Below are 12569 nucleotides of genomic sequence, written 5' to 3'. Positions count from 1 at the left end.
TCCATTCATCTAGCGGAGCCACCGCGCGATCGCCTCTTGCCCTGCTACAACACCGATGTCATAGCCTTTTTCCAGTGAGGCTGTGTCACGGCTCAGGCGTTTTAATCTAAACGATTCAGGTGGGCAGATTTCGATGATTTCGACGCCCTTAGGCGGGGTATTGATCAGTTCCAGCGCCTCGTTATAACGAACATGACGCGTTAGCATTGGCGTGATCAACGCTGGGTGATCTTTGAGGAGTCGTTTTGTGAGGGCTGTAAATGTAGGCGCCGTTTTTCGATAACGAGTGGGGCGACTTCGTAGCACCATGATTTTAGTAGCGCCGCGGCGAATGGCTTCGGCAACAGGAATCGCATCCGCTACACCACCATCCACGTAATGCACACCGTCGAGCTCAACACCTTGGCGATACATCACCGGCAAGGCGCTGCTGGCCTTCATGGTTTCCGCCAACACATCAACATGTGGGGTTAAGTATTCTGCTTCGCCCGTGTCTTGTCGTGTCACGCCGAGGAAGAAAGGTCGCGGATCGGCTTGTAGAACACGTTTATCAATCCCTAACTCTTCGAGGGTAATTTTCCACATCCAATCAAGATCCATTAAATCACCACCTAGGGCGAATTTTGCGGGTCTGATGAACTCTTTGCGAAGGCTGTAGTCGAGGTAAATTTTGCGGTTGCGACCGGGCATGTTTGCCAGATAGGCAGCGAGATTGCTAGCCCCCGCTGACACTCCCCAGAAACTATCAAACGGCGAAAAACCTTGCGCCATAAAATGATCGAGTACGCCGCAAGAGAAGATCCCTCGCATTGCACCGCCTTCAACGACCAGCGCATTTGCTCCGACAGTTTTCATGGCTTACTCCCCCGTTATTGCGCGACTAAGCGTTTACGCGACCACATATTGCGCGACGGAGCAACGCTCAACGACGGCAGGTTCTAACTCGACAATTTGGCGTTCGCTGTCTTTGTGATTAATGCGCTGTATAAGCGCATCGACCGCCGCTTTGCCTAAACGATATTTGGGCTGATGAACGGTAGAAAGCGACGGCGACATATATTTCGCAATGTGGATGTCATCGTATCCCATGATTGAAAGGTCTTGAGGAATGGCAATACCTTGTGCATGCGCGGCATTCATTAGCCCCATCGCCATCATGTCGTTACCGGCAAAAATGGCGCTCGGCATCGTGCCGTTTGTCTGAAATTGCTCAAGCGCTTGATAACCGCCTTCACACTCGAAATCCCCTTCGACAATCCATTGTGATTTGATCGGCAATTGCGCTTCTTTCATCGCGCGCTTAAATCCCTCGTAACGCATTTTTGCTTGGTGTTTGATCAACGGCCCTGTGATACAGCCAATCTCGCGATGCCCTTTTTCAATCAGGTGTTTGGTGGCAAGATAACCGCCTCGCAAGGAGTTATCTTGAATTTTGTCGCAAGGCAGCGAAATCGGCCCCCAATCCATCACCACCACAGGCACACTACTCAAGCGTTCAAGCACCTCAGTGTATTCTCCTTCTAGGGTTGAACACATCAAGATAAAACCGTCGACACGCTTTTGCATCAAGGTTTCAATGGAGGCTTTCATGCGCTTAGCATCGCCTTCGGTGTTACACAAAATCAGGTTGTAGCCTGCCAGATAACAACTGCGTTCAACCCCTTTGACCACTTCGCCGAAAAAGGGGTTGGTCGAGGTGGTCACGATCATGCCAAACGTGTTGGTTCGACTGATTTTCAGGCTTCTTGCCAATGCTGACGGTGCGTAATATTTGAGTTCTTTCGCGGCTGTATTCACACGCTCTGCAATTTCATCACTGACAAAGCGTGTTTTGTTGATCACATGGCTCACGGTAGAGGTGGAAACACCGGCTAATTTCGCGATGTCTTTCATTGTTGCCATGCGATCTCCCTGTACATGCGAGTGGCCTATCGCTGTGAGCTATCCATCACATTCAATTCATCGTGAACGGTTTATGGCGAATAGCGAGTGACGGATGGCAGTTACGCTTGGTTTGCCAGAAACGCGTCAACGTCTTCACGAGTCGGTATGGAGGTTTGTGCGCCAAAGCGCGTGACAGAAATGGCTGCCGCTGCGTGCGCAAACTTAATCGCCGATTCTAAAGGCATAGACTCCATTAGACCAGTCACGAATGCGCCATTAAAGGTATCACCTGCCGCAGTAGTATCTGTCGCTTCTACGCGAAACCCTGGAATAATTTTGCCCCTGTTTTGCTGGTTGGCGGTTTGATGACTGACATAAACGCCCTTCGCACCCAAAGTGATCATGACGATTTCAATCCCTTTGTCATGCAACTTATCAGCAGCATTTTTGGCGCTAGTTTCATTGTCTACTTTGATGCCAGTCAGCACTTCGGCTTCTGTTTCATTGGGCGTAATAATATCCACGCACGCCAGCAAACTTTCAGGTAATTCACGCGCAGGGGCTGGGTTCAAAATCACCTTGGTGTGATGCTCTTTGGCCACCAGCGCCGCACGCTCAATACCATCGAGGGGCGTTTCTAACTGCATTAACAAGTAATCCGCCTGACGAATACGCGCCAAATCCGGTTCAATGGCGTCGGCGGTGAGTTTGGCGTTGGCTTCTGCAGAGATACAAATGCTGTTTTCACCGCTGTCAGACACTTGAATCATCGCAATGCCCGTTGGGCAATCCGCCTGCATTTTCACGCCCGCGATGTTGATACCATCACATTTAAAGCTCTCACGAATATTCACCCCAAACGGGTCGTCGCCCACGCACGCAATAAAACCAATGTCAGCCTTCAAGCGCGCAGCGGCCACAGCTTGATTCGCGCCTTTACCACCAGGAATCACTTGATAACCACGGCCGTGAAGCGTTTCGCCAGGGCGCGGAAAAGAAGGGACTTGAAGCACATGATCGGCATTAACACTACCCAAAACCACTAACTTGTTCATTGCACTATCCTCGGCTTATCTAAAAGCCTTATTGTTGTATTTAGCAGGAAAACGGAAGGATTTAATGTTTGTATTCCCAAACCCCAAATCGTTCGGCTTTCTCATTCTTTGCCTGTGTAACGTCGCAGCTTGATGCTCTGTTCTGCATGAAATAGGAATCTTCTCTTCTCAATTGGCGGTAAGCCAAGGGTTTTAAATTGAAAAGAGAAGACCCGCTAGTGATTAGTTCAATAATTACTGAGTAATGACTTTCAAAGGCACAGGAATTGATTTCTCAACCGCTTCACCTTTCAGCATTTTGTCTGCCATTTCGACGCCAATAGCACCAATGAGGTCAGGCTGTTGAGCCACGGTAGCACCTAGCTTGCCACGTTTCACGGCCGCGATACCATCATCTGTGCCATCAAATCCGATGATCAGAATGTCTTTGCCTGATGCCTGAACAGCGCGTAACGCACCCAACGCCATTTCATCGTTCTGCGCAAACACGGCTTGCACATCAGGATTGGCAGCCAACATGTTTTCCATCACGTTCAAGCCCTTAGTGCGGTCGAAATCCGCAGGTTGGCTTGCTAACAATTCCATTTGGCTGGCTTTAACCGCATTGGCAAAACCTTCGCCACGCTCGCGCGCCGCGGATGTGCCCGCAATGCCTTCTAGCTGAATCACTTTGGCTTTCTCGCCGACTTTTTCGACGATATAGCGCCCCGCCATTTCGCCGCCCAGAACGTTGTCAGACGCAATGTGGCTGACCACTTCTCCGCGGGCTGCGCCGCGATCCAAGGTAAACACAGGAATGCCACTGCGATTCGCAATACGAATTGCGTTTGACACCGCCGTCGAATCTGTTGGGTTAATCAAAATAGCTTTCACACCGCGCACAGTGAGATCTTCCACATTGGAAAGCTCTTTACTTGGATCGTTCTGCGAGTCCAACACAATCAGGTCGTAACCTAACTCTTGTGCTTTGGCTTCAGCACCGTCTTTCATTGTCACGAAAAAAGGGTTGTTCAACGTGGATAATACAATTGCCATGGTGTCTTGCGCGTGTGCAGTGATAGAAGCGGTTGAAGACAGCAAAGCCGCGGAGATAAGTAGCGATAATTTTTTCATTTTACGTTCCTTTTTAGTTTCTTTTCTCGTTTTAATTAGCGCCTGAGAGGTAGGGTTCAGGCGCTTGTTCTACACGTTCGTTTAATTGAAAAATTGAGGTGTTACTTATTTTTGTTATCAACCATGACCGCCGCCAATATCACCACAGCTTTGGCAATCATTTGGAAGTAGGAAGAAACGTCTAACAGGTTCAGGGCGTTATTGAGAAAACCGATGATTAGCGCGCCAATCAAGGTCCCCATGATGCGGCCTTTACCGCCCATTAAACTGGTGCCACCAAGAACAACCGCAGCAATGGCATCTAGCTCATAGCCCATACCCGCAGTCGGTTGCGCAGAAGACAGACGCGAGGTGACGATAATGCCCGCTAGCGCTGCCAGAAAACCACAAATCGCATAGGCACCAATTTTGACTTTATCGACATCAATACCTGATAGGCGTGTGGCGGATTCATTGCCGCCCAACGCATAGATATAGCGGCCGAAGCGAGTATGGTTAAGCAAATACCAAACCGCGGCAAACACCACGACCATGATCCAAACAGGGACAGGAATCCCCAAGGCGTAGCCCGTACCAAACCATGCAAATGCATCGGCAGTGTCGGTAAAGCCCGTTGAGATTGGACGACCTTCGGTGTACACCATGGTCACCCCGCGCAACAGCGTCATGGTGACCAATGTCGCGATGAAGGCTTGCACCTTGCCTTTGGCAATGATGATGCCACTGATGGCACCTAACACGGCGCCAGCAAACAACGCCGTTGGCACCGCCACCAGCACAGGCACTTCCATGGCTATCAAACTGGCGGCAAACGCGCCACAAAGCGCGAGCACTGAGCCAACACTCAAATCAATCCCAGCCGTAAGGATCACTAGCGTCATCCCCACCGCAATAATGGCGTTAATCGAGGTCTGGCGCAGAATGTTGAGCACATTATCGACAGTAAAGAAATTGGGGTTTAAAAACGACACCACGGTAATCAGGAGCAGCAGCGCAATCAGGGATTTTTGTTCAATCAACCACGCTTTGCTAAACAGTTTTTTGTTATCAGAATCGGATTGGGTTACGGCGTTGCTACTCATGCTGCATCCTTCTTAACGTGTTTACCTACCGCGCAAGCGAGTAGTGTTTCTTGGTCCGCCTGTTTGGCGTCAAATTCACCGGTAATACGGCCTTCATGCATCACCATGATGCGGTCGCTCATGCCGAGTACTTCTGGCATGTCTGACGACACCAAAATGATGCTGGTGCCTTCGCTTTTGAACCGATTAATCAGTTGATAGATTTCTTTCTTGGCGCCCACATCCACGCCCCGTGTTGGCTCGTCGAGAATAAGCACGCGAGGTTTGGTCATCAAACCTTTGGCTATCGCCACTTTCTGCTGATTGCCGCCGGATAGATTGCCAATGAGTTGGTCTCGGCTTGGGGTTTTTATATTGAAAAGTTGAATAAAATCATCCACCGCAATCACTTCGTCGCTGTGATTGATTTGCATGCCTTTACTTAACTGGTCTAGCGAGCAAATCGACATATTTTCTTTCACGGAGAGGCCGAGAACAAGCCCATCGCCTTTACGGTCTTCTGAGATATACGCAATGCCGTTGACGAGTCCGTCACGCGGGCTGATCGGGTTGACCAACTTGCCATTTAGCTTGATGTCACCACTGTGCAAAGGTAACGCACCGTAAATCACTTTCATTAGTTCAGTACGACCCGCCCCCATCAAGCCCGACACGCCCAAAATTTCGCCGCGTTTAAGGGTAAAACTCACCTCTTTCACACCTGGACCAGATACGCCCATCACCTCTAGGCAAGTATCACCATGGGTGACAGCGATGCGTGGGTATTGCTCTTCCAGCTTGCGCCCCACCATCATTTCGATCAGGCCGTCTTCGTCGGTGTCAGCCACTTTGCATTCGCCGATGAATTTTCCGTCGCGCAGCACCGTTATGTCATCACAAATGGTGAAGATTTCTTTGAGACGGTGTGAGATATAAACGATGCCGCAGCCTTGATCGCGAAGCTCGTTAATCACGGTAAACAGGGATTCAGTTTCCGTATCAGTCAGTGCATCGGTTGGTTCATCCATGATGATGACTTTGGATTGGAACGACAGCGCTTTGGCGATTTCAACCATTTGCTGTTCGCCCAGGCTTAACGCGCCGAGCAAGGTTTTCGAGCTATGTTTCACGTTCAAACGCGCGAGCAATTTATCCGCTTCTGCGAACATTTCATTCCACAGAACGCGACCCAGTGAGCTTGTGAATTCACGACCAAGAAAAATGTTTTCCGCGATGGTCAGTTCAGGAATCAAGTTCAGTTCTTGGTGAATAATGCTGATACCGGCTTGCTGCGAATCACGAGGGCCTTTGAACGCAGCAGGTTTGCCTTCGTAATGAATGGTGCCACCATCGAGGGCATAAATACCCGTCAGCACCTTCATCAGCGTCGATTTTCCTGCGCCATTTTCGCCCATCAGCGCCATGACACGTCCGGGGTACACATTCAGGCTCGCCTTATCCAGCGCTTTCACGCCGGGAAAGGCTTTTTCAATTTCGTTGAGCTGCAATATTGCTTGAGTCATGGTTTATCCTCATTTCGCTCGGATCAGAACACAACGCCAGCTTGGAAAATGACGTTGGCATATGGCGTACATTCACCGGTGCGAATCACCGCATGGCTGCTGTGGGTGCGCTGTTTAAATGCCTCATGTGAAAGGTATTGAATCGCAATGCTTTTGCCGCAACGCCCTTCTTCTTGTTTGATCTCGGCGAGCAGCGCGACGTGGCATTCAGGGCTTACTGAGGCAAACTCTTCCGCAATGATCACGCCTTCAATTTGGGATTCAGTCAGCACCACGCGCACCGTTTCCAGAAAACCGGGAACGCCATGGGTCAACGCCAAATCGATACGAGGCACATGCTGGGGAATGGGCAAACCCGCATCACAAATGGTGTATTCGTCGGTATGCCCCAAGGTGGAGACTAAATGCGCAATGTCTGAATTAAGCAGGGTACTTTTTTTCATTCTTTTACCTTGTCATCGCGATGATTCGCGCAGAGTGAGGGTTTTCTACCTGTCGATGGAGGCGTATTCACATCACCATCGAAACTTTTCGATGACAGTAATCGAAACGTTTCGATGGGTCTTTATCCGAAATGAAGAGCTGTGATTTTGATCGTCATACATGTCGATCATTGGCAGGAAAATTTGAGCTATTTCACTTTAAGGGGTTATATCTAAGCCACCGAAAGAGACTTGTTCAACGAGAATGGGTTTGGGTATACATGAAAACAAGACCAAACCCATGTTGTGGCACAAATACACTGTATTAAGAGGCGGCAGAGCGTCTTCAATGATAGGCTTCTATACCCAAGCAACCTCTTTTATCATATAGCCGCAGGCGTTTTTACTTACATGCACGATCATAATGAATACCCTACTATCTCAGGCATTTATCCTCTCACCAACGAATGGACCATCACACTACCGTCCACTTTTCAGAGCAAAATTGAAGATGAAGACTTGGTGATCTGGAAATCAGGGCTAACTATTTGGTGTTCTGTTTGGGACATTGACCCTGTAGAAACTCAACAAGATGCAATAACTTGGGTGGTCGAGGAACAAGCCGAAAAGGCGTTCGACGTGCATCAAACGGAGAAAGACGGTCTGATTTTTTATCGTTATCGTTTGTTTGAAGAAACCAACGACTATAGCGTGGCCTCTGTGTATTGCTTTGTGTTTTCGCACTCAAGCTACATACAACTTGGTATCTATGTCGACGATGAAGCCGACTACGCACAGGCCATCGAGATCTGCGAGAGCATGACGTTTATCAATATGGCGGTTCTCCACTAAACACCAAGATCTTCGTCAATGTCACGTCTTCTGTGACAGCCCAATTTGGTTTGCTTACATCGGTTTTGATCGCACGCTTGGCGACGGTTTGAAAGACAGCGATGCCTTCTCTTCCACCCATCTTGGGCATATTTGCAAGCCAACTAAGCACTCTGAATCATAACGCTATCTCTCGCTTTCAACAGAAATGCACACCTGTCATTTCCCCAATGTAAAAAAACCTCTGCACGTCTCGCTTCTACAACACCCCCTTTGTGCCACATGAGACATAGTGTGAAGTGACTTAGTCAAAAAGCACTGAGGGTTTTCCCTCTAACAATAATAAGCATGTGTTGTTTTCTTTGGAGCATTCAAATTTGCTGCCAAAGAGGGTTTCCAATGACGGATACGATCTCCCGCCAAAAACGAGAAAAGTGGTGCCCGACTGAATTAAGTCCAAGGTACGGCTCGTCTACACCCGTGCATCATCTAAGAAACCGCTTTCTCTCTGCGTGGATCTTCTTTTGCTTAGAATCCATTTTTCACGCGACGAGTTCTCGGTTCTTTCAGATCAAAAAAACAAAATAACTGGAGGTAACATGAAGACGGATATTCCTGAAGGCGCGAGAGCGCCGCACTTATGGGAAGCCATTATCTCGCTAATGTCACTCGTTCTCGGTATTAGTGTGTCGATTGTCATGTACGGGCTTGACCCACAAATCCCAATGTTATTGGGCGTGATAGTGGCCTGTGTCATCGCGCTGCGTTGCGGATTCACGTGGAAAGACATTCAAGCAGGCATGGTAAACGGGATTTATAATGCCCTACCCGCGATGATTATTTTGATGATCGTCGGCTCGCTCATTGGTGTTTGGATACTCGCGGGCGTCGTCCCAACGCTGATTTACTACGGCCTGAAAATCCTTGCCCCTGAAGTTTTCCTCCCTGCGTGCGTCCTCATCTGTGCCGTGACTTCTTTGGCGACAGGGACAAGCTGGGGCACAACAGGGACAATCGGTGTGGCACTGATGGGCGTTGGCGGCGGGCTAGATTTCCCTCTGCCTATTGTTGCAGGTGCGGTGCTGTCTGGTGCTTACTTCGGTGACAAAATGTCACCATTGTCTGATACCACTAACCTTGCGCCCGCCATGGCGGGGACTGACTTGTTTACCCACATCAAGCACATGTCCTACACCACTGGGATGACGATAACGATAACCTTGATTATTGAAACGGTGCTCGGCCTGCAATACAGCGCCAGTGGCGGTAATATTGAGCGCATCAACACCATTTTGACGACCTTAGACAATTCTTTCTTTATCAACCCTGTGTTATTCCTTCCTCTTCTGATTGTCCTTGTCGTCTCATATAAAAAAATGCCCGCCATTCCCGGTATTGCACTTGGTGTGATCGCAGGTGCCATTTGTGCGGCAAGTTTACAAGGTGCGGATTACAACGCGATCGCCAGTGTCGCCTTTGGTGGCTATAGCGCTGAAACTGGCGTATCTGATGTGGATTCTCTGCTCTCTCGCGGTGGTATGGATTCAATGATGTACACCATTAGCCTGATCATCGTCGCCATGATGTTTGGTGGTGTGATGGAGCGAACCAACCAGCTTCGCGTTATCGCTGACAAAATTCTTGCCGCCGCTAAGTCCACAGGTTCACTGATTGTGTCGACGGTACTGACGGCAATCGGCGCAAACCTTATTCTTTGTGACCAATACATGGCGATTGTCATGACAGCACGTAGTTATGCAGAGGCATATCGAGAACGTGGTCTGGCACCAGAAAACCTTTCACGCGCCGTGGAAGATTCAGCAACCGTGACGGCCAACCTTGTACCGTGGAACTCAGGTGGTGCTTATCAGGCTGCGACGTTGGGCGTTGCAACACTGGCTTACTTGCCGTTTAATTTCTTTTGTGTCCTCTCGCCATTTGTCACCATACTGTTTGGTGTAATGGGCTGGACTATCTGGAAAACAGATGACAATGAACCACGTGAATCGAGTGTTGAACGTGATTTGTAGTTCGAATAAGCGCTTGGTTTTGAGCTTGATTTAGACACACAAATATGGCGCTCCTTGAGCGCCATTTATATTGCATCTAATGAGAACAACACATTAATTCGGCAAGAAGACCTTCGACCATCCATCACTGACGATGCCATCATCAACAAGCTTTTGAATCGCCCCAGCATCTAGTTCTAACGCTTCAAGCACCTTGCGGCTTGATGCGCCAAATCGTTCTGTCTGCTTTAACGCAATAATTTCTGCCTCGTTCGGGCGTATTGAATAATGGTCAACAATCGTGGTTTCTAGCCCGCTTGGGTGCTGGTCATAAATCGAGAATGCATAACTGCCCAAGTGGCTCCCCACTCGATCATCATTTTTCCTGCTGTATTGCTCACGTAGCCATTCGATACTTTTGATTTCTGCCGCGGCAATATCAAGTTCACAAAAGGTATTGATCCAATAGTCACTCGATTGCTTAGCTAACGCATCGGTAAAGTAGGCTTTTCGTTGCGCGTCATCGAGCGACGATACCCCTTGAAAATGCTTGAGAAGCTCAAAGGTTGGCAGGTCGTTTTCACTCGCATCAAGGTACAGCCAACCATCACTGGTTTGGTAGATGTGTGACAAACTGCCGTAACCCAGCGCTTCTCGACCTGATGGTTCATTGAATGGCGGCCGACCAGCATAGTCATAGCAGTATTTAATCTGAGCGAGATTGGTGGTGGAAGACAATGACGTTCTTGCACGCAAAGCCTGCCCCGTTCTCTCACGATGATACAGCGCAACGGCGATACTCAACCCGCCCGCAAAACCACAGTTCACATCCAGCGTCCCAAGATGCGCATGTTCTTCTGGCGTTTGTGCACCGCCAAAACGACTCATGATGCCACTGTTTGCCTGAATGATATCGTCATAGCCGATGTAATCGGTTTTCTCACCGCGTTGAGGGCCGCCCAAACAATCTAAGCGACAAAAAATAACATCGGGGTTAATCGCCTTAAGTCGATCGTCACTCAAGCCCAAAGCTTCCACTTGTCGTGATGGGGCATTGATCACCACCACGTCGCTATTTTTGACCAATTTTTCAAAAACCTCTTTGCCTTGGTCAGTCAACATATCCATCAGCAGGCTGTCTTTTCCTATGTTGGACAATACGCTGAAAAGCACACCAATCAAGGGGTCATAAAGCGGTGTTGTTGGGTCAAGCTTGGTAACTTTCGCGCCGAAGCGCCCTAGAAATGCCGTGGAGTGGGGCCCTGCGATCACGTTCGTGAGATCTAGAATACGCACCCCGTTGAGCCATTGTTTCTCTCCGCCATCCAGATCAAGAGGTGAGATATGTGAAGGTGTGGCACAAGAAAATGTTGAGCGTTGAGAGAACAAGTCCACTGCCTCGGAGAAATCGCCCTTACGACTCGGGGACACGTCGCACATTTGATCAGCCATTTCCTCAAACCAAACCAAAGGCCCTGGCTGCTTCATTTGGCCATAGGTTTCGTCTTCAACCGTCACGATTAAACCGGCTTCATTACAATGCTGACTGTTTACCCACTCTTGTGTGGTGCGATGCGGAGCACCAGGAATGCCATTTTCGCCAAAGAGCTTCCCCCACTCTTCTGAGGTTTTGCTGATAAACACCCGCTTCATTTTTTCAGAGATTTTCGCCGCCCAATTAGCCGGCAAAGGATAAACACCGATGGATGTTTCTCCCTCCCATTCCGCCATTGGCTGATACAAATCAGTCACATCAGGCAGCCCTTCTTCAACCAGTTCATCGTAAAGTCCCACAAGTTGTAAGCAACGCTTGGCATGGTTACGGTGTGATGGGCAGACGACATAAAAAAAGCGGCCATCTTTGCATTCATAGGTGCGATAGAAAGGGTCGAGGAATTCTTGCAGATCCTCATAGGTGACATCCATTTCCAGCCCGTGCTCACGACGATACGCTATTTCACGCTCACGCATAGTGAGGTATCGATCTGGTAGGCTGTCAATCACAATGGAGTTATAGGATAGGCCCTCCATCAACGCTGCAGCAATTGGCACTTCAACGTGATCACCTCGCCCATGTTTCTCGCGAGCATACAGGGCTAATGACACGCCACTTACCGCGAGTGTGGTGGCGTAAGCGGAGCCAAGTGCCAACGGTGAAAAGCTGGGGTTGCAGCCCATCAGTACGCGATTGAAACCCATGTCCGTGAATACGCCGGATGTTGCTGAAATAACCGCTTCGGTCGCTTTCCACTCTCTTCTCAACGTATCGTTAGAAGCGAAGCCAGGGACAGACAAAGTAATGAGCCTTGGGTCAGCCACACGAAGTGTGTCCAAATCTATACCCAACTGGGACAGTTTTCCCGGCCTAAAGTTTTCAATAATGACATCAGCAGAAGCGCAAAGAGACAGTGCTTGCTCCCTTCCTTCTCTTGTCTTTAAATCCAACGTAATACACAGTTTATTTCTATTTAAAACCGCATTTGCAGGATCATTCCACAGGGGCCCACCCGGTGGATCAATGTGAACAACGTTTGCACCCAAATCGGCAAGAATCATTGCAACTGCTGGCCCAGCAATATACTGCCCAAAGTCGATAACGTTAATTCCGGCAAGCGGCAGTGTATTCCTCATTTATTTTCGCTCCTACCATAGGCATATTTATCTGAAATGA

General features: G+C 49.0%; 11 protein-coding genes. 3 read left to right on the top strand and 8 right to left on the bottom strand.

The window, feature by feature from the left end:
- Window positions 1-9: 9 nt before the first annotated feature.
- The 7 genes from A1OO_RS13520 to rbsD form a co-directional block, all read right to left on the bottom strand.
- The gene (locus A1OO_RS13520) at window positions 10-855 is read right to left on the bottom strand and encodes a patatin-like phospholipase family protein (protein ID WP_017003327.1); all 846 of its coding nucleotides are present in this window, start codon (window positions 853-855) and stop codon (window positions 10-12) included.
- A gap of 33 nt (window positions 856-888) precedes the next feature.
- Window positions 889-1902 (bottom strand): substrate-binding domain-containing protein, encoded by a 1014-nt coding sequence (locus A1OO_RS13515; RefSeq protein ID WP_017003326.1) that lies wholly within the window; start codon window positions 1900-1902, stop codon window positions 889-891.
- A gap of 101 nt (window positions 1903-2003) precedes the next feature.
- Window positions 2004-2939, bottom strand: coding sequence for a ribokinase (gene rbsK / locus A1OO_RS13510; protein ID WP_016960458.1), 936 nt, complete (start codon window positions 2937-2939; stop codon window positions 2004-2006).
- Between the two features lie 234 nt (window positions 2940-3173).
- Window positions 3174-4052 (bottom strand): ribose ABC transporter substrate-binding protein RbsB, encoded by an 879-nt coding sequence (rbsB, locus tag A1OO_RS13505; protein ID WP_016960457.1) that lies wholly within the window; start codon window positions 4050-4052, stop codon window positions 3174-3176.
- A gap of 101 nt (window positions 4053-4153) precedes the next feature.
- Window positions 4154-5134 (bottom strand): ribose ABC transporter permease, encoded by a 981-nt coding sequence (rbsC, locus tag A1OO_RS13500; protein WP_016960456.1) that lies wholly within the window; start codon window positions 5132-5134, stop codon window positions 4154-4156.
- Complete coding sequence (rbsA, locus tag A1OO_RS13495; RefSeq protein WP_016960455.1) at window positions 5131-6636, bottom strand: ribose ABC transporter ATP-binding protein RbsA; 1506 nt, start codon at window positions 6634-6636, stop codon at window positions 5131-5133. The genes rbsC and rbsA overlap by 4 nt, the downstream gene beginning before the upstream one ends.
- Window positions 6637-6659: 23 nt before the next feature.
- Complete coding sequence (gene rbsD / locus A1OO_RS13490; protein ID WP_016960454.1) at window positions 6660-7079, bottom strand: D-ribose pyranase; 420 nt, start codon at window positions 7077-7079, stop codon at window positions 6660-6662.
- A gap of 390 nt (window positions 7080-7469) precedes the next feature.
- On the opposite strand from rbsD, the gene A1OO_RS13485 reads away from it, so the two are divergent.
- The 3 genes from A1OO_RS13485 to nhaC all read left to right on the top strand — a co-directional run bounded on the left by A1OO_RS13485 (window position 7470) and on the right by nhaC (window position 9919).
- A complete protein-coding gene (locus A1OO_RS13485) occupies window positions 7470-7910 on the top strand; it encodes a hypothetical protein (RefSeq protein ID WP_016960453.1) in 441 nt (146 codons plus the stop codon).
- Window positions 7891-8073, top strand: a complete 183-nt coding sequence (locus tag A1OO_RS23950) for a DUF4260 family protein (RefSeq protein WP_083248059.1) — start codon at window positions 7891-7893, stop codon at window positions 8071-8073. Before A1OO_RS13485 ends, A1OO_RS23950 begins: the two co-directional genes overlap by 20 nt.
- 415 nt (window positions 8074-8488) lie before the next feature.
- Entirely contained in the window at window positions 8489-9919 is a 1431-nt protein-coding gene (nhaC, locus tag A1OO_RS13480) for a Na+/H+ antiporter NhaC (RefSeq protein WP_016960451.1), read from the top strand.
- Between the two features lie 93 nt (window positions 9920-10012).
- On the opposite strand, the gene A1OO_RS13475 is transcribed toward nhaC, so the two are convergent.
- Window positions 10013-12529 carry a CoA transferase gene (locus tag A1OO_RS13475; RefSeq protein ID WP_016960450.1) on the bottom strand — a complete coding sequence of 839 codons (2517 nt, stop codon included), beginning with the start codon at window positions 12527-12529 and terminating at the stop codon, window positions 10013-10015.
- Window positions 12530-12569: the final 40 nt, after the last annotated feature.

The organism is Enterovibrio norvegicus FF-33, assembly GCF_000286835.2.
GTDB classification, from domain to species: Bacteria; Pseudomonadota; Gammaproteobacteria; order Enterobacterales; family Vibrionaceae; genus Enterovibrio; species Enterovibrio norvegicus_A.
Note: the sequence above shows the minus strand (reverse complement) of the source record. Positions and strands in the feature narration are given on the sequence as shown.

Coding starts and splice junctions, on each gene's coding strand:
- A1OO_RS13520 (WP_017003327.1), bottom strand. CDS start 855: ATGAAAACTGTCGGAGCAAATGCGCTGGTCGTTGAAGGCGGTGCAATG.
- A1OO_RS13475 (WP_016960450.1), bottom strand. CDS start 12,529: ATGAGGAATACACTGCCGCTTGCCGGAATTAACGTTATCGACTTTGGG.
- rbsK (WP_016960458.1), bottom strand. CDS start 2,939: ATGAACAAGTTAGTGGTTTTGGGTAGTGTTAATGCCGATCATGTGCTT.
- nhaC (WP_016960451.1), top strand. CDS start 8,489: ATGAAGACGGATATTCCTGAAGGCGCGAGAGCGCCGCACTTATGGGAA.
- rbsA (WP_016960455.1), bottom strand. CDS start 6,636: ATGACTCAAGCAATATTGCAGCTCAACGAAATTGAAAAAGCCTTTCCC.
- rbsD (WP_016960454.1), bottom strand. CDS start 7,079: ATGAAAAAAAGTACCCTGCTTAATTCAGACATTGCGCATTTAGTCTCC.
- rbsC (WP_016960456.1), bottom strand. CDS start 5,134: ATGAGTAGCAACGCCGTAACCCAATCCGATTCTGATAACAAAAAACTG.
- rbsB (WP_016960457.1), bottom strand. CDS start 4,052: ATGAAAAAATTATCGCTACTTATCTCCGCGGCTTTGCTGTCTTCAACC.
- A1OO_RS13515 (WP_017003326.1), bottom strand. CDS start 1,902: ATGGCAACAATGAAAGACATCGCGAAATTAGCCGGTGTTTCCACCTCT.
- A1OO_RS13485 (WP_016960453.1), top strand. CDS start 7,470: ATGCACGATCATAATGAATACCCTACTATCTCAGGCATTTATCCTCTC.